Raw genomic sequence first — 24,486 nt, forward strand, 5'->3', positions numbered from 1 at the left:
AAGTGGATTCCCTTCTTGCCTCGCTTAAAGATGATTTTGACGATGACGATGATGAAGACCAGGATATCGATCTGGACGACTATTTGGATGATGATGACGACTTCTTTGGTTTCGATGAGGACGAAGATGAAGAAGACGATTTTGATGATTTTGAAGACGATGATGAGGATGACGACGAAGAATAATCAGCTCTCGTCTATTTAGAAATCATACATCAATTATTTTTAAAGCAAAGGGGAAAAATCGCCTCCAAAGGCGATTTTTTCTTAAGGATTAGTATGGAACATATTAGAAACCAATTACTTGCGGAAATAGCTAAAGCGGAAAGCATTGTCATTACAACTCACATCAATCTCGATGGGGATGGTTATTGTGCAGCTCTTGCTTTACAGAGAATACTATCCCGGCAAGGAAAAAATACATTGCTGGTAACAGATGATGACGATTTAAACCGCTATCAGTTTCTGAAAGATGGAAAATCCGTAGAAAAGCGTTTCCAGTCATTAAAGGCAGAGGAACAATATTTTGCTTTGGCCATTGTTTTGGATTGTAATTCTTACGATCGCCTGGGAGCCAGAAAAATCCTGATAGATAAGGCAAAAAAAGTTATCGTCTTAGACCATCATCAGCAAGAAAATGGACTTATAAAAGCCGATCTTAGTTATATCGATCCCAATTTCGCCTGTGTGGGAGAAATGCTTTTTGCCTTACTGGAAGATGAAATAAGCAAACTATCTCTGCCCGACCGCATATTTGTTTGTAATTGCCTCTATACCACTATTTTGAATGATACTAATAATTTTGTTAACGCCAACACGGATGCGGAGGTCTTGATATTTGCCTCCAAATTGATTGAACTGGGAATAAAGCCCAATGAACTATATCGTAACTACTTTTTAAATCATTCTGCCGAAGAAATGCGTTATGTGGGAGAGACATTATCCACCCTCGAATTGCATTTGAACCGTAAAATCTTGGTAATGTATTCCACTTTGGCAATGAGCCAGAAAAATGAAATAGACCCAGATAGCATAATGAACCTTGCTTATTGGGTTCAGGGCATCAAGGGAGTGGAGGTAATTATTTACTTACGAGAAGATAAGGAAGGTGTATTTAAAATCAGTTTGCGCTCCGAAACGGTAGATGTGAATAAAATTGCTGCTCGTTACGGAGGAGGAGGTCACAAACAAGCATCCGGTTGTTCTATACTTGGAACCTTGGAAGAAGTGAAAAACAACCTGTTGAAGGATGTTATCAATGCCTTTGGCAAATAATGGCTTTATTGCTATAGATAAACCGGAAGGCATTTCGTCGTTTGCAGTAATCAAACATTTACGCAAAATAACCGGCTTAAAAAAAATAGGACATAGCGGCACTTTAGATCCTTTTGCTTCTGGCTTGGTAATTTGCTGTTTAGGGCAATATACGCGTTTGGCTGCTTATCCGGAAAAAGCAGACAAGACCTATCTGGCTGTAATGAAATTGGGGACAAAAACCACCACCGGCGACCCAGAAGGAGAAATTATTCAAACCGCACCTATTCCTGATTGGGAAAATAAACTGGCGAACTTGGAAAAACAGGCATTGCTATTAACGGAACTTTCCGTCCCTGCCTATTCAGCCGTAAAAATTAATGGCATCAGAGCTTATGCTTTAGCCCGCAAAGGCATTTCCGTAGAACTTCCCCGCAAGCAAATAAAGATTATTGACTTTAGCTTTTTATGCTCTGAACAAAACCCAGCGGACGAATTATGCTATCGTTGCCAAGTTAGCAAAGGAACTTATATCAGGGCTCTAAGTGAGTGGTTGGCAGAACAATTAAATACTCTTGCCTACACTAAAACACTCAGAAGAGAAAGGGTTGGCAAAATAACTTTGCAAGATGCGGTAAAATTGGATAATTTAACCAGTGAGAATTGGTTCACTTATCGGTTAGATTACAAACAGGTCTTCCCTCAATGGGCTTATCAAAATCTTGAGGTTACAGATTTTGATAAAGTTATGAATGGCATAGATATAGCTGCGGATAGCGAAAGCAACGAAAATGTTCTATTGCTTTACGAAGATAATATCTGTGCCGTAGGAAAAAGAATCAATGATCTCATTCATCCTTTTATCGTGCTGAAATGAATTTACCTTCAGTGTTAACCATAGGAAATTTTGATGGCTTGCATTTGGGGCATCAGCAATTACTGCAAAAAGTAGTTGACCTCGCCCAAGCAAAATGCCTACAAAGTGTGGTCATTACATATAAAGACCACCCCGCTTTTGTGTTAAGAGCTCATCCTTTACCCAAAATGCTTTGTCCGGTAATTATCAAACAACAAGAATTGTTAAAACTGGGCATAGATAAAATTGAACTGCTGGAATTCACGCCGGATTTGGCAAAAACACCCCCGCTTAAATTTTTGAAGGACTATATTATCCCTCAGTTCCATCCCCAAATAATAGTTATGGGTTACGATTCGCATTTCGGACATTTACGCCAGGGAAATTATGAGTTTTTATGCAAACATTCAGCCGAACTTGGTTACAAAGTAGCTTATGTAGAGCCATATCTGTATGAAGGCCAACCAGTTAGCAGCAGTTTAATCCGGAATTTGCTGAGCGCAGGAAAAATAGAAACAGCCAACAAATTACTGGGCAGACCCTATCGTTTAATTGGCAAAGTGGAACACAGTTATGCCAAAGGTAGAAAAATTGGTTTTCCCACTGCCAATTTAAATTTGCTCTATCCTCATCAGCTTATTCCTCACAATGGCATTTACCTTTCTAAAGCATTTTATCAAGAAAAAGTTTTTTTCGGGTTGACAAATATCGGCATTAGCCCAACTTTGAAAAATACCGGCAAGATAGAAATTGAGACCCATCTTCTGGATTTCAACGGTGACTTATATGGAGAGACCTTAGAACTGGATTTACTCCGTTATATAAGAGAGGAAAAGATGTTTAAGAGTATTGATGACCTTAAAAAAGCTATCCAAAACGACATAAATTTGGCAAGAACTCTGCTAAGTGAAGATAGTAAATGAAAGATTATACTCCCCGCCCTCTGTCTAAGCGTAAATTGCACCCCCATTGTGCCGTTTTGCTTTTTTCCTTGTTTTTTCCGCTCTTTTTTTACGCTGTATCACCTCTGCAAGTAGTTTCCGGTAGTGGCATTGTCGCTGAAGAAGATAGCAAGATTTATCATTTTCGCTATCACAATTTAGCTGATGACTATCATCTTACGGGACCTTCCATTTGGGCAGTGCGTTTTAATTTCAAAGGAGCATATTCAGTGGCTGATTCTGCTTCCTTTGCTTTGAACTATTTTAAAATCTACAATCCCTATCCCAATTTGGAAATGCGCATCTCGCTTTGGAATGAACAATATGGAGGAACAAACGAATTAAATTATTTCCCTGGTTCCATTATTGAAGGTGGCAACTGGCAAACAGTCACTCTTTACAGCAATCCTACCAATATTGTTTTTCCGGATGTGCAAAATCCTTTGCAAATTGTGTGGCTGGTGATGGAATTTACCACTCCGACAGAAGGAAAATATATGTCCGCTTCGGTAGGAAGTGGAAAAAACAGTTTTTACTATAATACCACCGTCACGGGCAGCGAATTTTGGCAAAGTTTATTTACGGCAGGTTACAATTGCGAACTGAGAGTTAGCGCCATTGGCAATTTTAATTTGCTCAACACCGAATTAGAATTATTGAGTTTTTCTTTACCTGAAAACATTTTGCCCTACGATACCGTTTATCCATCCGTAACTGTATATAATCATAGTAATTATCCTATTACCGACACGCTTCAAGTTAATATCACCAATCCCACCCAGGAATTCAATCAAGACCTGCAAATTCCGTTAATCAACATTCCTGCCGGGGATTCACTTTGGGTAATCAGTTCGGAAAGCGTAAATTTCGGTCGCGATCCCTGTCAGATAAAAATTACGCTTTCTCTCAAGCATCATCCTGCCGTAATTTTGGCAGCGCGCTATTACAATATATTTTCGGAAACGAGCAGTTGTCACTTGATAGAATATTTTAGACGATATACTTATGATATAGATGATATTCCTCAAGATACCGATGGACTGCATCATTTACTTTATTTTCCCAATCAAGTGGATGATTATTCTTGTCCTGGAGCGATGCAAAGATTCAATTTCTACCAGTTCAATTCTTTGCCTCAAACAGCCATAGACGGATACAAAAGGTTTTATCTACCAGTAGAGGCAAATTCTGAACCGGTTTTAGATGCCATTGCCGCAGCGCAAGAAAAAAGAAGTTTTATTACTCGCAGCAATTGTAGAATCAGCATTTTGGATCCTGATAATCCTGAAAACCTGCGTTTGTCCGTCACTCTGAATAATGATAGAACTTCTTTATTTGAATGGACTTCCAGCTCAGCCATCAATCCTGGATTTTTTGCCGGAATTTTTGAAGCAAATCGTTTTGAGGCAGGGGGGCTTTTTTACCTGAAAAAATGGCTTGCCTTCAATCAACCTTTTTCGTCAACACTCGATCTTGGCACCAGCGCCAGCATAGATTTATTAGTAAATACAACCGAGCTTGATTCACTTAAAAATTACCGAGTATATTACTGGATTCAAAACAGTTTCAACAACGGCGGCGAGATTTTTTATGCTAAATGCCTTGTTTTCCCTTATGGATGGACAGTTGGCATAGACGACGAAAATTTACCTCATCTGCATTTAACTGTTCATCCCAACCCACTTACTAAGGGCAATGCTTTAAAAATTTCCGCTCCCAATTATCCCACTATTTATACCATTTATAACCTTAAGGGTCAAAAAGTGTTCGCAACGCAGCTTGTGACCAAGGAAACAAGTGTTCCTTTTGCCGTTTTTCCTGCTTCAGGAATATATTTCTTGCGTTGTGAAACCCAAGTTAAGGACAAAATAATAACCGAATCAAAAAAAATAAGCGTAATAAAGTGATGTGATATTATGGCAAATCATCTTTTTATATCCGAATTGCACCAGAAAGTAAATCAAGAAATTTCCGGTTTATATCTGGTTGCGGAAAAAGAGCTCCGCGAGGGCAAAAATGACCTGTATCTGCGTCTAAAACTTCAAGATAGAAGCGGAACCATCTCTGCCAATGTGTGGAAAGATGCACTTAAACATTCAGATGAATTTGACGCCGGAGATATAATTAGCATTCAAGGCACCGTTGTAAGTTACAAAGGTCAGGTTCAACTTTCCATAACCAAACTGCGTTTTGCCGATAAATCCGAATATGATATTGAGGATTATTTAATGCGCAGTAAAATTGCTCCGGAGGTTCTCAGCGCTCGCTTTTTCGAATTTGTGGATAAAGTGAAACAGCCCCATTTGAATAGATTGCTGCATCTGATCTTTGATGATAAGGATTTTTTCACCAAGTTTTTAAATTCTCCCGCAGCCAAGAATTGGCATCATAATTATCTTAACGGCTTGATAGAACATACCGTTTCCGTAGCTGCTTTGTGTGAATTTGCCACCACCCTCTATCCCGTAAATTATGATTTATTAATCACCGGAGCGTTATTACACGATGTAGCCAAAATTAAAGAATACGACAGTAAAAGCAATATTGATTTTACGGAAGAGGGACGCCTTATTGGTCACCTGGCTCTTTCCGATCAATTGGCTTATGAAACGGCTACTAAAATTCCCGGTTTTCCGGAAGACCTTTTACTCAATTTGCGCCATTTAATTCTTTCTCATCATGGAGAATACGAAAAAGCATCCGTGCGTTTGCCTCAAACCTTGGAAGCCATAGTTTTACATCATTGTGATAATTTGGATGCTCAGGCAGTCGGCGTAACACAAATAATCGATGCAGCCCCACCCAATGCGATTTGGACAGAATATGACAAATTGAATAACCGCTATTACAGAATTTTCAAGCCGGTTTGAGAATTATGTTTCAAACCCTTATCATTGCCAGCGGCAGCAGGGGAAATTGCGTTTTCATGCAAACGGAAAGAACGGCTTTGCTTTTGGATGCAGGCATCAGTTTACAGAGAATTTTGGACTGTTTGGATAGCTATGGTATTGATAAATCCAAAATTAGCGGCATATTAGTAAGCCATGAACATTCGGATCATATCAAAAGCGTAGGTTCCGTTTCCCGCAAACTAAAAATCCCAATTTATATCAACAGACCTACTCTTTCTTCTTGTTCAGAGCGTTTGGGCAATATCCAAGATAGGATAGTTCTGTTCAATACCGGAACAAGTTTTGAGATTGGTGACATTTATGTGGAGGCATTCAGTTCTTCTCATGATGCTGCCGAGTGTTGTAATTTCGTATTTTCTCCTCTTTCCGAACCCAAAAGAAAATTGGGCGTGGCAACAGATTTGGGCTATCCCACCCAATTAAGCATTCTGAAATTGAGTAATGTAAGCACTCTCATTTTGGAAAGTAATCACGATGAACGGATGCTTATGGAAGGTCCCTACCAGTGGAAACTTAAACAACGCATTCGTGGTTCCCAGGGTCATCTTTCCAATGTCCAAGCAGTTGGATTGATTTCTGCCTTAGTGCATCCCGGCTTAAAAAACCTTATTTTGGCACATTTAAGCGAAATCAATAACCTCCCTTCTTTGGCAGAAAAGACAATGCGGGACTATTTGGAAAGCATCAGAAGCGATATCAAACTTTTTGTGGCGGAACAAAATAGACCTACTCCCATAATTGAAATATAGTAAGCGGCATTTTTATGCCTAAAATGCTGCGTTGCTTCCTGTTAGATGAATTTTGTCACTATCGGGTGCTTGAATTTCACTAAGGCAAATCGGCAGAGTAAAATAACAAGTATTTTGCATATAGCGCACCTATTTTATCCTTCCAATTCACCTATAAACCCCCCGACTTCCACTCCCCCTTCTCTTATCCTAAACGAGGAGAGGAGGACGGGTTGATGAGGAGAGGAGGAGGAGACACTAATAGCGAAGCAATTGTTTAGCTAAGAAATAGCGCTTATCCATAATGGCTAAGTGCTTGATAGTGTTACATTAAAGTATTGGGGTCTATATCAATTTGTTTTTTTAGGGAAGAGGGGCAATTATAGAGGGCATCAAATGTTTTGATTGCCGCCTGCATAACTTTCACATTAATGCCTTTAAAAATAATATGATAGCGATAATTGGAACTGATTTTGCTGAAAGGCGCAAGCGAGGGACCCAAGATAAGTAATTGTGGCACAGGATATTGTTTATGAAGCAAAGAAAGTGTTTTCTGCATATTGACCGTTTCTTTTTTCAATAATTCCAAATCGGGGCTTTGAAATAAAATCCTTGCCAAGCGATAATAAGGCGGATAGTATAGTTTTTTACGATAACCAAGTTCTTCGGTGGCAAAACGCATATAATTTTGTTGGCTGGCAGAGACAATAGCATAATGTAAAGGATTGTATGTCTGTATGATAACTTCACCGATTCTGTCGCTGCGTCCAGACCTACCTGCCACTTGAGTTAATAATTGAAAAGTTCTTTCTGCGGCTCTAAAATCGGGCAAATTCAACGAAATATCCGCCATAATGATGCCTGCCAAAGTTACGAAGGGAAAATCCAGTCCCTTGGAAATCATCTGCGTCCCCAAAAGGATATCTATCTCTCGATTTTTCATGCGATTATACATTGACTTATAGGTATCTTTTTTCCGCGCCGAATCCGAATCCATTCTTAATATTTTGGCTTCCGGAAACAGAATTTTGAGGTTCTGCTCAATTTTTTGAGTTCCTGGGGCTCCGTAGGCAAAAGAATAAGATCCACAAGAAGGACATTTTCGGGGACTGGGAATAGTGTTTCCGCAATAGTGACATTGCATTTCTTCCCTGTCGCGATGATAGCTCATACTGATTTCACAATTATCGCAAGTAATTAGTTTTCCGCATTTTAAACATTGCATAAAGGAAGAATAGCCGCGGCGATTTTGAAACAAAATAACCTGCTCTTTTCTTTGCAAACGCTTGTCTATTGCCTCCAAAAGAACCGGCGAGATTAAGTTCTGATCATATTCATCTCTTAAATCCACTACCTGAACTTCTGGCAAAGAATAGTCCATAGGTCGGCTTTCCAGTTTCTGAATTCTATATTTTCCGGTTAAAGCGTTATGCCAAGATTCCAAAGCTGGCGTGGCACTGCCCAAAACTACTTGCGCTTGTTGAATTTGAGCTCTCACGATGGCTAAATCCCTGCCCTGATAACGAGGTGCGCTATCCTGTTTGTAAGTGCCCTCATGTTCTTCATCTACAATAATTAAGCCCAAATTTGGCAAAGGTGCAAAAACGGCGCTACGCGCTCCAATTACAATTCTTTTGGCACCGCTTTTTATATTCTGCCACTGAATTAAACGATCCTTTTCGGTTAATTGACTGTGCTGGATGGCTAAGATTTGCCCAAAACTACTTTGAAAACGATCCACCATCTGAGGCGTCAAAGCAATTTCCGGAATTAGAAAAATAACGGTCTTATCCCTGGCTAAATAGTATCTGATAAGTTCAATATAGACCTCGGTTTTGCCACTTCCGGTGATGCCATACAACAAATTCACATTGAAAGTTCCAAAGTGCTGTAAAATATCTTTAACTGCCTCAACCTGGGCATAATTTAGCTCTATTTGTTTGGGCGAAGAAGAGTTCTCAAAAGAGATGGATTCCGGATCAATTCTCTGCGGTTCAATTTTGATGAAACCCTTCTTTACTAATGCCTTAACGGCACTGTAAGAAATGGTGGAACTGATGTTTGCCATTGGAAATACCATTTCTTCTTGCTTTATTTTTTCGTATGCCTCCCGCTGTTTTAACGGTAAAGTATCTTCATCCATAGGCGTTTCCAAACGAATGATGAAATTTACCGTGCGGGGTTTGTCTTTGTGATTTAGCTTGCGTTCAATTTTCAGCAGACCTTTTTCTTCCCCTTCTTCCATTCTTTTATAAAGCGGATAGGAAGGCAGTAATTTGCGCAGATTCTTGAAATTGGCTACTTCACATTTATCTATGGCATTTTTTAAGGGGACAAATTCTTCTGGAACATCCTCTGCCAACCAAGTAATAGTTGCTTCCGTTTCCGGCAATAAATAGGAAGGTAACATAGCAAAAAGAGCTTTGCCAACCGAACAATGATAATAATCAGCCAGCCAATAACCCAATTTTAACATTTCTGTTGTAAAAACGGGAGTATTGTCCAAGACCTCCATAACTGCCTTGTATCTGATATCTTTATCTTCCTCTGGCTTGGTTTGCGCTCCACAAATGCCTGTCCATAAACGACCTGCAAGATTTACTAATACTCTTGATCCTTCCCTTATTGCAACGGGAGAACAATAAACCAGTTCTTTGGGAATTTCCAACGGCAGATGAATTACATAATAATACATAAAACAACCCTTTTACGCTTCTGCCATCTGTCAATCTTATTTTGGAGGGATAATGCAAGCAGAAAGAAGATAAAGGCGAAGCGGAAAATTGCTTTGAACATCAAAAAAATAGTGGGTGGTGGATAAATAGGATAAAAGCATAGCCGGAAGTCGCTGAAACTCCGCATTTTTTTCTTACGGAAAAACAGCGTCCTCCAGCTACACAAATATAATTACATTTCTAATCCACTTTCCAAATCATTTCATCAGCAGCATTTTTTGCGTGCATTGATAATTGCCGCTTACTAACCGGTAAAAATATACACCCGTGGATACACTGCGGTCTTTTTCATCTTTACCGTCCCAAACGATATTGTAATTACCACAATTTAACTCTCCGTTTATAAGGTGCTTAACTATCTGCCCTTTTAGATTATAAATGGTTAAAGCGGTTTTCGCCGGTTTGGCAAGAGTGAAAGAAATGGTAGTAGAGGGATTAAAAGGATTAGGATAATTATGGTTCAATTTCGTAACTAAACCAGGAATATCACTCCCTGCAATTTCACCGAAAGGATAAGGAATATTTAGTATCGGGCTGGGAGTGCCATCCACATTATAATATTTCACGACAATATAATATCTATACTGTCCTTCCAAGGTTAAAACTTCATGATATGTTGTCTCTTCTGAATCCTGAACCAGATAAAATTGATCGGTATTGAACTTACGGAAGACCTTAAAACCAACCACAGGCAATACCGTATCTTCGGGTGATTGCCAATGAATATATAAATCTCCCGTTTCGTTATCTCCGGTATGATTAATGCCTTGCGGTTGCGGTAAATCTATCAAAGTAAATTCCGTATAATGAGTGGGGGTCTCTGGACTGATGATGATGGAAGTTAAAGTAGATGCCTGATGATAAGGCATTTTGGCAGTAACCGTATGAATTCCGTTGGGTAAATATATCAGGAAACTTCCATCGGAAGCGGGATGACTGGTTAACCGCTGATTAGAACGCAAAGTTGCCGTGGAAGGATCAAGACCGGAAGTAGGATATACAAAACCATTCAAATACCCCGTCTTTTGATAAATTCCACTTAATTTCAGGTCATCAATAAACCAGCCCGGACCATTTGTTTGTCCATCGGAGCCAAAACGGAAACGAAACATTGCTGTCTGACCGGCAAATTGGGTAAGATCAAAGGTTGCCAATTGCCAGCCACCGGAATTACCTGTCCAACCCGCTTCTCCATTTAAACCGTTTAAAGCGTTGCTGTTATAATTAGATTGCGGAGTTAATAAAGTCCAGGTAGTTCCATTACTGGTAGAAATGGAAACATTGGCTCCATCATAATTATATTCGCATACATAGTTATGGACAAATTGCAACTGGCTGTTTGCACCTAAAATATACTTGGGTGTATAAAGATTGTAGGTTACCAAATCGGGATAATTCCCGCTTAAATTGGTAGCCCAAACTTTAGTTCCGGAGAAGGGAGTAACCTGTGCTGGCGTTCCCCAAGTCCAACCCGTCTCGGAAGTTAAAGATCCGTTATTGAGTTCAAAATCCTCAAAGGCAACAGGATTATTATATTGCACATTGAAAGAAGCGCTGGTGGAAGTTCCGTTAATCGGGATAGCGCTGAACAAAATCGGTATTTGAGTAACGGAAGCATTCAAAGAAGTGGTATTTAGCGTAAACTTGATTTCACAAATGTCGTTGGGCTCTATTTTATCAATGGTTACAACCGGATTTTCGATAATCAATTGGGGCAATGGACTGCTAATTGTCGCTTGAATTCCTCTGGCGTCAACATCCGCGGCATTTTCCAGATTAACGATTAGATTAAATGTTTCACCGGTATCTACGGTGCCGTCAAAATCTCCCAAATGATCATCAATAAAATGGGAATCATACTTTAAACTGGAAGCGGAAACCTGCAAGCTGAAATAACGCGTCCATTCCAGATCACCTGAAGTTAAAACCAGATTAAAATTCAATACTTCTCCGTTAGGACAATCATCTGCTATTGTAATAGTATAGGGCTGTCTGTTAACTCCTCCCATCCCTGGTTCAATGGGAAAATAAGCAGCGGTAGGAGTATTGATGGTAACATATTCATTATCAGTGTGCAACTCTCCGATTAAATTTTCTGCCGTCAGGTTGCCGGAATTTTGAATCTTAACACCCAAATCCACTACTTCGCCTGGTTCACAAATGCCATTCATATTGGAATCGTTTACATAAGTATTTTCCAGAAGCAAATAAGCCGCAGCATGATAAACAGGAACGGTAGTGATATATAAAGCTTTGCCACTGCTTAATTGGGCAGCCGCAGTAGGGTAAGTATTATTAAAAGTATATTCCAATCCCATATTCCCGCTGTGATCTTCTATTCCGATAGTGCAATAGTTTCCGTGTCTGTTTCCTGATTGAGAATCCACATTATTAAATGTATGATATTGGAATTTTATAGGACCATCACCCAAACTGCTGGGATAAGCTGATTGATCATAAAGAATACATTGGAAATCCTCTACGGAAGAGCCATCCTTACCATTTTTCATATTATGCCATTCAATTACGAAGGAATGGTTGCTCCGATCAAACCAAGTATAAATTCCACTGCCAGTTCCCGTTGCCAAATCATCCCAGAAAGGTGCAATCATTGGATTGGGACCCATAGGACCTGGAATCCGATAATTTCTAAATTCTGCATTCTCAGTAGCTCCCATAGCAATAAAACCATTGGAACAAATAGTTATTTGATTATAGACACGGCCATAAAACTGGAAAGGAAACGGCAAACTAACAATTTCCAAAGCATCGGAACCAACTTGGTCACCCTCTTCGCTACCACTGTAACCGTCTGAAATAGATACCGCAGTTCCCACTCCACCTTCGGAGGGTGAAATTCCATGCCAATCGTAAACTGCTGCTTCTGCATAGGCAGTATCGGTCCAATCATAAATTAAATAACCATAATTATCGGGTCCTAAAGGATCGTGTTGAGTTACAACTCCCACCGTTAAAGTGAAATCGATAAATTGCAGATAGCCATCCGCATTATATAACTTTAGCCGTAAAGGAATAAGCATTCCAGGCAAAACTTCGGGTCTGGCTGTCAGAATAAAACGATCGGTTCCGCAAGTTACTTGTTCTCCTATGTTCAAAGTTCCAAACTCGGCACTATTATCCGTAACGCCCACTAAATCGTTTTGGGTGTATAAAATGCCCATAACATTATTTACTGGAACGGTTCCTTCATTTTTAACCGTAATACTGAAATCCGCTGCTTCTCCCGGATCAAGATGTTGGTTATTAGTATCTATTACCTGATAGGAGATATATTTCACCGCTGGGGCTTCCACTTGGATAAATTCTGAAATATGATAAGTAGCCGAATTGGAATCAGTTAAATTGAGATAGAATCTTAACATTGTTTGATGCGGCGTATCTGGAGCAATCTGAACAACAATACTGGTGGTATTTGTTCCTGTTTCTCCGCCTGGAATATTAGGATAGCTGATCAGAGAATCAAGTATGGTTACATAAGGACTGGTGGTACTAATGGTTCCGCTAATTCCACCAATTGCTTCTACACCTGTATTCGTTAAAGCCAAAATAAGTTCTATGGTTTCTCCACTACCGGCAGAGCCATTTCCGTTTCCGGCAGAAGGAGCTGTATCATCATCATCTATAATTACCGAGGCAGGAATTAAAGTAGCAATATCGATCACGGAAATGATTGATTGAGCAGGTTTAAAATTATGTTTGCTTACAGTTAAAGTTGCACTACCTACAACCATCCCCGAAGGCAAAACTAAGATTGCTTTACCATCGGCTCCTGTATAACTGCGAGCTAAAATTGTGTCTCCCATATTTAAAACAACTGCTGCTCCTTCTACACGCAAACCCAAACTGTCGCGCACCGTTACATCAAATAAACTCAATCCCAAAGGAATGGAGCTTTCGGCAGTAACCGTAAAGTGATTGGGAATACCTGTAAAGACCTCCATCGTGGGATCGCCCATTAAATTACACCAAGCAGCAAAATTAACTGCATTGGAAGGAGATGAAACACCAAAAATTTGATTTATATACAGTCGTCCATTTAATAACGCTTCACCCATTGTCCGCATACCATAAGCAAATATGCCACCAGCAATTCCACCATGAACTGCATTGTTAAATGCTGTATGCGTACTGGAAGTACACATCCCTATGCCAGTGACTGCCCCTTTGGGAGAAGCTGTGGTTCCGTATCTGACAAAAGATTCCACTTCTCCGGTTCCACCTGCATAATTATTGGTTCCACAAGTTATATTTATGGCATGACACAGTTTATAACCGTTAAAAAGAGATGATTCGGCAGGTGGGGTCCAGTCAATATAGCCCCTGAAACTATAAAAACCCACTCCGATATTCAGGGCTTGGGTAATAACAGTATAATTAGGAGATGGGCCATAATCCTCAGTAAAAGTATAATACGGATTAGTAAGCAAACTAAGCTCTTTGATATATTTCTGAATATACATTGTGGAGATGCCGGAAGGAGAGTTATCTCCCGAAAGCATCATCCGATTTAGCCAGCTTGCCGTATTCAGGTTTATATCACGCTCATAAAGATAAATCTTGCTGAAAACCACTAAGAGCTGTGATAAATTCTCCACCGAAATGCGTCCGATGAAACAATCTCCCAGTTGATCGCTGCCGGACACAAAAGTAAAATTGTAATCCGTTGCTCCGCTGGAAGTTGTAAAATAAGGAATAGTATAACTTCCGGATGTATCACCCAAAAGAATAACAAAATCAGGACGAGTTGCCATATTATTATATTTATTCTGAATATAAGCCGTAATAGTGGAAGTAGAGCTACCTGCTTCATTAGAGGCAGTGCTGGCAACCATAACATCAGCCCCTTTTTGTCTTTTCCACAAAACAAAACTATTTAAAGCAGAGGTAAAATTGGGATCGGTATTGGTTCCGTAAATTATCAAATAACGGGGAGGAGTATTGGCTACCACATAATTTCGATAATCTGCATAATTCAAAATCATTGACTCGTATATTTTATCAAAGCTGGCAGAAATACTTTCCGGTTCATTCAGTAGTTCATTTATTCCCGTTTCGTGAGTAAAATTCAAACGAAACTCTATATTATTGCTAACCGTTAGATCTCCGGTTTGAGCATTATAGGAAAAAGGATTTAGCTGAACAGTGATGATGCGAAAATCTCTTAAAATGGCCGGTTCACCATATTGTATCATCATTTCAGGATAATTTCCACCGCTATTGTAATAATTATTATTCACTACAAACCCTTTGGGGCTTTCCAAATTATTGCCCTGTTGAACAGGATACGGCAGAAAATTATGTATAACCGTTTGCTGAGTGGATAGCACTTCAATATTCACACCCCCGGTATTGGGAATGGCTATGGAAGTAGTTACTATCGGTAGTTCTGGCATACCTGATTCCATAAGAGTGGGAGTATTGGGAATCACAATCTTGTTGTAAACCGTTTCTCCGTTAGTTTCCTCTTGCAAAGTAAACTCGGGCAGAACAAAATTTACATTCATAAAAGAACTGTTTCTCACCCCTAAAGTAAATGCTGAATTTAAATTGGTGGGAAGGGAATAGTCACTTGTGGCAAACACCAGACCAGTGGCTAATAAAATCAATAGCAAGGAAATAATTCTCTTCATCGGACTTCCTTTATTTTATTAGAATGGATAGCTAATATTATTTGCAATAATTATTCCAAGTATTTCACAGATTGTAATATAGCTGCATTTCGTAGGGATGCGGATGAGCTGCTACCAAATCATAATCTTTCATTTTCAGCTGTATGTGGCTTGCAATTAGTTCTTCATTAAAAACATCGCCTTCCAGCAAAAATTGATGATCCATTTTCAATGCTTCCATCGCTTCAGCGAGATTGGCAGGAATGGATAGCAACTTTGCTTTTTCTTCTTCACTCCAGGCAAAGACATTATCATCATAAGGACCGAGATTATATTTTCCCGGGTCTATCTGTTTTTTGATCCCATCCAGTCCAGCCATTAAAATGGCACTCATTGCCAGATAGGGATTGCAAGTTCCATCTCCCGTTCTAAATTCAAAGCGTTTGGTTTCAGGAGTATTAGCATATTTGGGAATGCGAATTGCCGCACTGCGATTGGCAAGACCATAAAAAAGTTTTACGGGAGCTTCAAAACCGGGAAGCAACCTTTTAAAACTATTGGTAGAAGGATTGGTGAAAGCAACTAAAGCTCTACCATGCATTAAGATACCGCCTATAAACCAAATTGCTTCTTCAGAAAGGTCTGCATAACCACCTTTCTTATAAAAGAGGTTTTTCCCATCTTTATGCAATACGATATGAAAGTGCATTCCGTTTCCAGCGTGTCCATAAATCGGTTTCGGCATAAAAGTTGCCGTTAATCCATATTGTAAAGCGGTTCTACGAATGATATCCTTCATTACCAGCACATCATCACAAATTTTAGGAAAAGTGAGCAGTTCGGTTTCAATTTCTTCTTGTGCGGATAGCCCAACTTCATGGTGATGATAACGAACTTTAATATCTTGCTCTTCAATCAGTTCCACTATTTTTTGCCTTATTTCATAGAACTGATCGAAAGGAGTATCTATATGATAGCCCTTGATATCCTGATTGGAAAGTGCTTCCTTGTCTTCATTATCTTCCGGAAGCGCTTCCTTACATTCACTGGAAGTAATATTATAGCTGGCAGAAAAGGAATCGGTGTAATACTGAACCGAATCAAACAAATGAAATTCCAGCTCCGGAATCCAAGCTGAACTATCAGCAATACCAGTGGAGCGTAAATATTCATTAGCTCTCAAAGCAACGCTGCGCGGGTCTTTTTTTACTCCTATTCTGGTATCCGCATCGCAGATAGAACAAATCATTCTCAAAGTGGGTGTCTCATAAAAAGGGTCTAATTGCGCTGTATTCATATCTGGCATTAAAACCATATCTCCACTTTCCACACTTCTCATACCGGCTATGGAAGAACCATCAAAAGGTATGCCTATTTCCATAACTTCAGCAATACTGCGTGCAGGAAAAGTTATATGATACCATTTTCCATCCAGTCCGCAATATTTCAGGTCTATGGCTTTTACTTTATTTGCCTGAATTATTTGTTGTAATTCCTTCAGTTCCATTGTGTAACTCCTCTATATTATTTTTTTATTACTCAGAAGCGAAATCTTCTTAAAAAAGCCCTTTTCAGTCAGTCCACTTTTTACCTATATAATCTGTGTTAACAGGTAATCTGTGAAATGTATATTTATTGCACACCCATAACCTGCATCAAAAAATTCACCGGTGGAAGCAATATTTTGCCGATTATATTCCATCCCAGCAAGCTGGTAATTATAATAAACGCAAATAGATAAATCATCCCTTTCCGTTCCTGCATTGTCCATTTATAATATGCTTGATCAGTTAAAAATATCCCAATCACTTTGGAACCATCCAAAGGGGGAATAGGAATCAAATTAAAAATAGCAAGCACCAAATTTAAGTAAATTACATAAGTACAAATATATTGGATAACCATTGAAAAACCAAACAAATGGAAAATCAAGGCAAACACAATCGCCACTAAGAAATTGGAGAGCGGACCTGCCAAACCCGTTAATCCAGAATCTCTTTTAAAATTCTTAAAATTATAGGGATTAAAAGGAACCGGCTTAGCATATCCATATATAAAACCGCAAGTAAAATACAAAAACAGTGGCAAAATAACCGTTCCAAACCAGTCAATGTGTTTTAACGGATTCAGAGTTAAGCGTCCGGCTCTTTTAGCAGAATCATCACCCAGCCAGTAAGCAGCAAGAGAATGACAGAACTCATGGATAATAATGCTGTAAAAAACAAGAGCTATTATTGCCGCGTCCAAGAGCAGTTTAATAAACTTTGAACTCATCATATCTTTTTTATCTTTATGTAATTACGCTTTCCTGCCTTGATTATGTCTCCCTCTTGCAGAGTAACCGTAGCATCAAAAGCAGTAATTTTATTTCCATTGAGGGTTACTGCACCGCCTTGGATAAGGCGTTTAGCTTCTCCGTTAGTAGAACATATACCACTATCCACCAATAGCTTAGCCAGCTTATATGCGCTTTCCGAAAGAGCAAATTCCGGTATATTTTCCGGCGTTTCGCGACAAGAAAATTGTTTTTCAAAAGCCGCTTCCGCTTCTTTTGCCTCTTCCGCACTATGATACAAAGTCACAATTGCGCGGGCAAGCCGTTTTTTAAGCAGCATCGGATTCGTGCCTGTTTCCAGTTCTTTTTTGATCTGTTCTATTTCTTCTTCCGGCAGATTGGTGGCATAATAGAAATATTGCAAAATCAAACTATCAGGAATGGACATAACTTTTCCGTATTTATCTTGGGGAGAATCATATATGGCTATGTAGTTATGAAGCGATTTTCCCATCTTCTGCACTCCATCGGTACCAATTAAAATGGGAGATAGAATAGTTACCTGTTGTTCCATGCCAAAATGTCTTTGCATATCCCTACCGCAAAGAATATTGAATTTTTGTTCCGTAGCTCCCAATTCCACATCGCTTTGCACGGCTACAGAATCATAACCTTGTAAAACGGGATAGAGTATTTCGTGCATACCTAAAGAAAGCCCTTTTTCATAACGCAGACGAAAGGTCTCATGTGCCATAAATTGAGCTAAAGTGAATTTTCCCATTAACTTAATTACATCGCTCATTCCCATTTTACTAAACCATTCGCTTTGATAACGAACTTCCGTTTTTTCAGGAATAAGCACCGTATATAATTGTTCCATATATTTTTCGCTATTCTTTTTCACTGCTTCGGCAGTTAAAGGAGGACGGCTTTCATCCCGACCGGTAGGATCTCCAATTTGAGCTGTAAAATCACCTATTATGATTACTCCAATATGTCCTAAATCCTGAAATTGACGCATTTTACGGATGGGGACTAAATGTCCTATATGCACATCCGAACCGGTTGGATCAATTCCATATTTAATCCGGAGGGGTTTTCCCGTTTTTGCTGACTTGGCAAATTTTGCTTTCAATTCCTCGGCAGAGATAATCTCTTCAACCCCTCTGCCTACTAATTTCATTTCTTGTTCAAACGCCATTATCTATCCTGTTTTTAGTATTTTTACAATTCAAACGACACCATAATTGGATAGGATATTTGTCAAGCCGTAAATGATTTTGGCAAAAATGGAAAGAGCTAAAAGCGAGCATTAGTTTTCCAATGAGATAAGTGAAAAGTAAGATCGTGAGATAGGAAAAGTTCGTTTTAGATTAGTGTGGTCTTGGTAAATTCATTTTTCTTTTATCAAAGCTAAAAATATTACCGCCTGAAATTAGAACTTCTGCATCGACTATAAGAAAATATTTTCTCGCCTCAATATTTATTTTTTAAATACAGTCAGATTAGTGGAACTCCTTCATTACTGGGTATTTACCTATTCCTTCCAGATAATGCATAAGGTATCTTGTTGATATTTATCAACAACAATTAGCCACTTTGCCAATAATATACCCTAAAAACTATTGACCTTATAAGTTACCTTGGGACAAAGGATCAACTACACATAAGAATATTAATAATTACCATATTTATGAGTAGGTTAACATATTTTATACTGACTTCGTTTTAAAGCAACGGTGACAAAGCCAATTTTGTCACCCCCTAATATATAGAGATTTAAAAAAAATAGCAGGTGTTTATGAAAACAAAAGACATTTCTAAGCTGATTATGTTGCTAACCTATCTTTTAGTGGGTATGCAATTATGGGCAGTGGTTCCCCTTTCCTCAAATTCTCCATTTCCAGCAAATGGAGCAACCAATATTTCGGTGAATCTGCCATCTCTGGATTGGCAATTCAGTAAAGGCACGGGTGGAGAACCTTACGGATATAAAGTATCTCTTTGGGAAAAGCCCCAAAACCCCACCGGTTACACCTACAAATTTTCTATGTATGGCAAGGACTATTATCTTTCCAATAGCACAGCTACCTGGGCAGATGCCAAATCTGCCTGCCAAAATGCAGGTGGAACTCTTGCTTCAGCTTATACTCTGCAAATAAATGACCTCATACAAAACAGTATTTCTACCAATTGTTGGCTCGGGCTTTCCAAAACCGGAAATAGTTCCTGGGTCTGGGAAGATGGGCAACCCTATAGTTACACAAATTGGTCGGGTAATGTGCCCAGTACCGGTTACGCCTATATCAGATCCAATGGCAAATGGAAAGACAGCTCAAACACAAACGAGGCACTAAATTATCTTCTGGAATTGGATGGCAATATTATGAATAATGTCCTAACTGGCTCTTCGCATCTGGATTTGGATATTACTCTTAAACCCAATACTGTCTATTATTGGAAAGTAATTGCCTATAATGCCGATGGTGATAATGCCAATAGTCCTGTCTGGAGTTTTACCACTAATTCTTCCGGAACTGTTTCCTCTTTACCCAATATAAATTCACCTGCTAATAATACCACTGGAGTTCCTTTAAATCCTGTTCTTTCCTGGACAAGCGTTGCTGGAGCGGAATATTATCGTCTTTATGTTTATAAAACCGCTAAAACCCCTCCCACAGGATATTCCACTACTTATATAGGAACCCTGAACGGGCATAAATATTATAAAACCACTACCACTGCTACCTGGGCAAATGCCAAAACTGCTTGTGAAAAAGCAGGCGCTTATTTAATGACTATCACTTCCGCGCAGGAACAAAATTTGGTTCCTACCGATGCCAATTACTGGATTGGTTTATCCGATGCGGAAACGGAAGGCATAATGAAATGGGTAACCAGTGAACCCGTAACTTATTATAACTGGAATGCAGCTGAACCAAACAATAGCAATGATGAGGATTATGTTCAGACCTATTCTGCGTCTTCCGGATACACTGGAAAGTGGAATGATAATAACAGTTCAGCAACTTGCCGCTTTTTATTGGAATATCCTGCCGATGTTATTGAAGGAAGAATCGTTTATGGCACTTCCTATGCTTTCCAACAAACAAATCTTGCCGCAAATACACAATATAGCTGGGTTGTCATTCCTTATGATCAATTTGGAAGACCTTTAAGCTCTACGGAATGGACTTTTACTACAGGTGGCACGGGAACAATGCCATTGCCCATTTCCAGTTCCTCCATTTACCCTGCTAATAATGCCAATAATATTCCCATCAACGCCATTTTCACTTGGACTGCTCCCAGCGGCGCTCCGAATGCCTATTCCCTTTATTTGGGCACCAACAATACCATCAGCTCTGCCTTAAGCTATACCAACAAAGGCGTCTGGAATGGCCACCGCTATTATAGTTATAATTCCACCACAACTTGGTGTCTGGCTCAAGCGATGGCTGAATCGGAAGGTGGTTATTTAGCCACTATTGGCAGTGCCAATGAAAATACTTTTTTGGCTGAATCCGCCAACAGCATCAAATGGTTCGGAGGAACCGATCGCTTGGCTGAAAATTGCTGGCGATTTGACAATAACGACCCTTGGTCTTATACCAACTGGAATACAGGCGAGCCAAACAATGATTCCAATAATCAGCATTATGCCACTCTCAATTATTCCGTAAGTGGCAAATGGGACGATGATTTATATAGTGCAAACAACCGTTCTTTCCTACTGGAAACAGTTCCGAACATCGCTGACGGCGTAAGAGTTGCTTCCCCTTCCTATACCCCCTCTTTATTAAAATTTAATACCACCTATTACTGGTCAGCCATTGGCAACAATAATTATGGTATGGCAAGTGACACTCAAAGATGGTCTTTCACCACTGCCGACGGCAAAGCGGTTAACCCTTCTCCGGCAAATTTAGCCATCAATGTTCAGAGCAATGCTTTTAACTGGGATGATGTGGCGGGCGCTTCAAGTTATAAATTTTATTTAGGAACCAGCATTGGCAATTGGAATCTTGTTAACGGCGCTTCCTGTTCAACGAGTGATTTCTCATTTTCCGAAACATTATCGGCAACATCTTCCTATTATTGGAGAGTGGATACCATTACTCCTTTGGAAACCGTTTCAGGCAATACTTGGCTGTTCACTACCGGTAACTATTACATTGTAGTTGTCCGTTCCAAACCAATCGGAGCGGCAATTTACCATAATGGAACTGATACGGGTGAATTTACTCCCCATACTTTTTCTTTCCCGTGGGGGTCCGCTCACCAGTTTTCCGTTATTAAACCTTTTTACAATTGGGTTTTGGACAGCAATCACGATAGTGCGAACATAATAGACCTAAATGGAGATAAAAATATCAGATTTATCGGAACCTATGATTACATAGATAATACTAATGGTTTTGAATTTACTGGTAGCCCAGAAGCCAATCTAACCGGCATTTTAGCCACCATAGACAGCTTGAGTAATTTCCCTCCGCTTCCTAATCAAGCCAATTTAACTAATCCACATATAATGATGTTCAGTGGTGATGAGGCATCCAATCTTAATGTAAGAGTCCCTTCCGGAACTTGGTATGCCGTCTCTTACTATAATAATACTTGGAATCTGGGAAATCCCTATCCTTGCACGGAACCCGGTTCCATTGTCTTTACTAATATTCCTTTTGGCAGTAAAAGTAATGTGCCGGTTGTTCTCAGTGGACAGGACAATACCCTGCCAGTGGAGTTATCGGCTTTTACGGCAAATGTTAATGCGCAAAACGGAATTAATGTGATGTGGGTAACAGAATCCGAAACCGGGGTTAATGGCTATTATGTGCAGAGAGGCATTGTTGATGATTTAGCTCTGGCAACCGTGATTAGCCCTTTAATTCCTGCCACCAATACTTCCGACCAGCAGGTCTATCTCTTTGCCGATAAGGAAATTTATGAGCCAGGGACATATTATTATTGGCTGGAAGCGGTGGATTATGATGGTTATATTAATTATTACGGCGCTCGCAGCGTTTATTTTTCCGGCTCTCATAACGCCACCCCGGAAATTCCATTGGTTACAGGCATTCGTTCCATCTATCCCAATCCCTTCAATCCCACGGCTACCATTATGTATGAACTAAAAGAACCTTCTTTGGTTACAATGGATATTTACAATTTCAAAGGACAACTGGTGCGCTCCCTTGTAAATGCCACAAAAGATAAAGGACGCTATAAACTTTTATGGCAGGGAGAAGATAATAATGGTTCCGCCTGTGCAACCGGTGTTTATTACCTTAGAATGCAAACCAGCAACGCAAGCTATATCAAAAAAATTACCCTCTTGAAATGAGGATGAGGAGTCAGGCAATTTTATTTTAGCAACAATGTTTGTAGGGTCGTTCGGGCTGGATTTGTGGAAACAAGGAATGTAGGATTTTAAAATGGGGAGGGCTATATTTTGCTAAGGACAATTATCTATTAGCGAATTATAGCCCTCTTTTCCGCAAACCAAAATGCCCTAATTTTAGCTCCATTACCTTGTCTGCCAGCACTTTTTACCTACCATCTTCTTTGCTCTGCCAAGCAATTTAGGGGCCAAGTTTTTTTTGCCCCATTATATACGATAATATGGTTCATACTCTCCCTCTTCACAGCTCAAACAAGCTCCGTAACGCTAATCTCCAAACTTTTATGCTTCCTACTCGCTTGCTGGATTTACACCTCAGTAACATATCAGTTACATTTCCGTAACGAAACAACAGCAGTGTTACGGCAGCGTTACTGGATTGTAAGAGAATCCTCTGTGTAACAAGCAAATAGCTAATACCACCCAATAGTGCAGATTTGAGACATAAAAAAAGCCGTTTCTCCCCAAAAAGAAACGGCGTTAATTTATCAAACAGTATGTTTCCTGCTTACCTATTTATGTTTATGACGGTCTTTACGAAGACGTTTCTTCCTTTTATGCGTGGCGATTTTATGGCGTTTTCTCTTTTTTCCGCAAGGCATAGTAGATTCTCTTCTACTTTACTTTTACATCACCCACGGAATTTTTGAAATCGTGGGAAAATTTGAAGGTAGGAACGGTTCTGGCAGGAACTGGAACTTTTTGGTCTGTTTTGGGGTTACGGCCAACGCGAGGTTTACGGGTTTTTACTTTAAAAGTTCCAAAACCTCTAATTTCGATATGATTACCTTTTACCAAACTATCTTTTATGGCTAACAAAAAGGCATCAACTACGACAGCAACATCTTTACGGATAATTCCGGTATTTTCCGAAATAATTTTGACTAAATCGGCTTTTGTCATTTTTCCTTCTCCTTAAAAAAGTATTTATTTAGGACTTCTTTGCTGTTGTTTAGCAATAAGGTATTCATAAATAAACCCTTAGGATTTATGTCAAGGGAAAAATCAAGATTTATGGGTTTATCTGCCACAAATCTTTTGGCAATAAGGCAAAAACAATTTTGCTGTCCAATTTTCCGCCCCTCAAAAAAGAGCAGCTAAAATAAAACACTATTACCTATAAATAGCTTGCCTCCTATCGGGAAAATGATTTAAAAGGTAGCCATTTTGAGAAAAGAGGATTTTGCCTCTATTTATATTGTGCCACACTAACATTTAATAAGCATTGCTTATTTTTATTGACAGATTTAGCAATGCTAATATTATGCCACCAGAAATTAGAAATATTCTATGAACATTGGCACAATAAAGCTAAAGAAGGTGAAATATGAAATCAGCCGCTCCAATTACAGTTACCGATGGCTTCTCCTTTCAAGATGCAAACAAGAAAGTTATCCTTTATTATCAAGGGAAAGAGCATACTTTATACCTCAGCAAAGGTATCAGGTATCTTTTAATTCTGCTAAGACATCCAAACCAAAATATTGCTTGTGAGGAACTGGAGTCCTATCAAAATCCTCCTCAAAATGCTTATAGTCAGCTCGCTGCCTCCCTAAAATATGATAATCAACAATTACAAATCCAAAAAAACTTTCCCTCTCTTCCGATGGCGGATTTGCAAACGATTGACGAGGTAAAAGCGGAATTACTGAAAGTGATAGATGAACTTGCCGAATTGGAAGAAAATTGTGATTACGCTCGTGCCGATGCAGTGAGAGAAAAATACGAACAACTTTGCGCATATCTGGAAGAAGT

15 protein-coding genes are annotated in these 24,486 nt (G+C 39.4%); 9 read left to right on the forward strand and 6 right to left on the reverse strand.

Annotated elements, in window-relative coordinates:
• From ABFC98_07875 to ABFC98_07905, 7 genes are all read left to right on the forward strand, one after another.
• Positions 1-185: hypothetical protein (locus ABFC98_07875; protein ID MEN6445945.1), on the forward strand; the 185-nt coding region annotated here is incomplete at its 5' end.
• 93 nt (positions 186-278) lie between these two features.
• The gene (locus ABFC98_07880; protein MEN6445946.1) at positions 279-1,274 is read left to right on the forward strand and encodes a bifunctional oligoribonuclease/PAP phosphatase NrnA; all 996 of its coding nucleotides are present in this window, start codon (positions 279-281) and stop codon (positions 1,272-1,274) included.
• Entirely contained in the window at positions 1,258-2,130 is an 873-nt protein-coding gene (gene truB, locus ABFC98_07885) for a tRNA pseudouridine(55) synthase TruB (protein MEN6445947.1), read from the forward strand. Before ABFC98_07880 ends, truB begins: the two co-directional genes overlap by 17 nt.
• Positions 2,127-3,032 (forward strand): bifunctional riboflavin kinase/FAD synthetase, encoded by a 906-nt coding sequence (locus ABFC98_07890; GenBank protein ID MEN6445948.1) that lies wholly within the window; start codon positions 2,127-2,129, stop codon positions 3,030-3,032. Before truB ends, ABFC98_07890 begins: the two co-directional genes overlap by 4 nt.
• On the forward strand, positions 3,029-4,957 hold the full coding sequence (locus ABFC98_07895; GenBank protein MEN6445949.1) for a T9SS type A sorting domain-containing protein: 1,929 nt from the start codon (positions 3,029-3,031) through the stop codon (positions 4,955-4,957). The genes ABFC98_07890 and ABFC98_07895 overlap by 4 nt, the downstream gene beginning before the upstream one ends.
• Positions 4,958-4,966: 9 nt before the next feature.
• Entirely contained in the window at positions 4,967-5,920 is a 954-nt protein-coding gene (locus ABFC98_07900; protein MEN6445950.1) for an HD domain-containing protein, read from the forward strand.
• A gap of 5 nt (positions 5,921-5,925) precedes the next feature.
• Positions 5,926-6,711, forward strand: coding sequence for an MBL fold metallo-hydrolase (locus ABFC98_07905; protein MEN6445951.1), 786 nt, complete (start codon positions 5,926-5,928; stop codon positions 6,709-6,711).
• A 304-nt stretch (positions 6,712-7,015) separates the two neighbouring features.
• On the opposite strand, the gene priA is transcribed toward ABFC98_07905, so the two are convergent.
• From priA to tyrS, 5 genes are all read right to left on the reverse strand, one after another.
• Positions 7,016-9,385 carry a primosomal protein N' gene (gene priA, locus ABFC98_07910; GenBank protein MEN6445952.1) on the reverse strand — a complete coding sequence of 790 codons (2,370 nt, stop codon included), beginning with the start codon at positions 9,383-9,385 and terminating at the stop codon, positions 7,016-7,018.
• A gap of 237 nt (positions 9,386-9,622) precedes the next feature.
• Positions 9,623-15,076: a C25 family cysteine peptidase gene (locus ABFC98_07915; protein ID MEN6445953.1), complete on the reverse strand. Its 5,454-nt coding sequence runs from the start codon at positions 15,074-15,076 to the stop codon at positions 9,623-9,625.
• Between the two features lie 64 nt (positions 15,077-15,140).
• Positions 15,141-16,562: a type I glutamate--ammonia ligase gene (gene glnA / locus ABFC98_07920; GenBank protein MEN6445954.1), complete on the reverse strand. Its 1,422-nt coding sequence runs from the start codon at positions 16,560-16,562 to the stop codon at positions 15,141-15,143.
• 125 nt (positions 16,563-16,687) lie between these two features.
• Positions 16,688-17,329, reverse strand: coding sequence for a site-2 protease family protein (locus ABFC98_07925; protein ID MEN6445955.1), 642 nt, complete (start codon positions 17,327-17,329; stop codon positions 16,688-16,690).
• Positions 17,329-18,531, reverse strand: coding sequence for a tyrosine--tRNA ligase (tyrS, locus tag ABFC98_07930; GenBank protein ID MEN6445956.1), 1,203 nt, complete (start codon positions 18,529-18,531; stop codon positions 17,329-17,331). The genes ABFC98_07925 and tyrS overlap by 1 nt, the downstream gene beginning before the upstream one ends.
• Before the next feature lie 600 nt (positions 18,532-19,131).
• On the opposite strand from tyrS, the gene ABFC98_07935 reads away from it, so the two are divergent.
• Positions 19,132-22,674 carry a lectin-like protein gene (locus ABFC98_07935; protein ID MEN6445957.1) on the forward strand — a complete coding sequence of 1,181 codons (3,543 nt, stop codon included), beginning with the start codon at positions 19,132-19,134 and terminating at the stop codon, positions 22,672-22,674.
• Positions 22,675-23,346: 672 nt separating this feature from the next.
• Here ABFC98_07935 and ABFC98_07940 read toward each other — a convergent pair.
• Positions 23,347-23,634 (reverse strand): HU family DNA-binding protein, encoded by a 288-nt coding sequence (locus ABFC98_07940; GenBank protein ID MEN6445958.1) that lies wholly within the window; start codon positions 23,632-23,634, stop codon positions 23,347-23,349.
• A 424-nt stretch (positions 23,635-24,058) separates the two neighbouring features.
• Between ABFC98_07940 and ABFC98_07945 the strand changes: the two genes are divergently transcribed.
• The coding region (locus ABFC98_07945; GenBank protein ID MEN6445959.1) for a hypothetical protein at positions 24,059-24,486 on the forward strand (428 nt) is incomplete at its 3' end.

Origin of the sequence: Candidatus Cloacimonas sp. (assembly GCA_039680785.1) — a bacterium.
In the GTDB taxonomy this organism is placed as follows: domain Bacteria; phylum Cloacimonadota; class Cloacimonadia; order Cloacimonadales; family Cloacimonadaceae; genus Cloacimonas.

Coding starts and splice junctions, on each gene's coding strand:
- ABFC98_07880 (MEN6445946.1), top strand. CDS start 279: ATGGAACATATTAGAAACCAATTACTTGCGGAAATAGCTAAAGCGGAA.
- truB (MEN6445947.1), top strand. CDS start 1,258: ATGCCTTTGGCAAATAATGGCTTTATTGCTATAGATAAACCGGAAGGC.
- ABFC98_07890 (MEN6445948.1), top strand. CDS start 2,127: ATGAATTTACCTTCAGTGTTAACCATAGGAAATTTTGATGGCTTGCAT.
- ABFC98_07895 (MEN6445949.1), top strand. CDS start 3,029: ATGAAAGATTATACTCCCCGCCCTCTGTCTAAGCGTAAATTGCACCCC.
- ABFC98_07900 (MEN6445950.1), top strand. CDS start 4,967: ATGGCAAATCATCTTTTTATATCCGAATTGCACCAGAAAGTAAATCAA.
- ABFC98_07905 (MEN6445951.1), top strand. CDS start 5,926: ATGTTTCAAACCCTTATCATTGCCAGCGGCAGCAGGGGAAATTGCGTT.
- priA (MEN6445952.1), bottom strand. CDS start 9,385: ATGTATTATTATGTAATTCATCTGCCGTTGGAAATTCCCAAAGAACTG.
- ABFC98_07915 (MEN6445953.1), bottom strand. CDS start 15,076: ATGAAGAGAATTATTTCCTTGCTATTGATTTTATTAGCCACTGGTCTG.
- glnA (MEN6445954.1), bottom strand. CDS start 16,562: ATGGAACTGAAGGAATTACAACAAATAATTCAGGCAAATAAAGTAAAA.
- ABFC98_07925 (MEN6445955.1), bottom strand. CDS start 17,329: ATGAGTTCAAAGTTTATTAAACTGCTCTTGGACGCGGCAATAATAGCT.
- tyrS (MEN6445956.1), bottom strand. CDS start 18,531: ATGGCGTTTGAACAAGAAATGAAATTAGTAGGCAGAGGGGTTGAAGAG.
- ABFC98_07935 (MEN6445957.1), top strand. CDS start 19,132: ATGAAAACAAAAGACATTTCTAAGCTGATTATGTTGCTAACCTATCTT.
- ABFC98_07940 (MEN6445958.1), bottom strand. CDS start 23,634: ATGACAAAAGCCGATTTAGTCAAAATTATTTCGGAAAATACCGGAATT.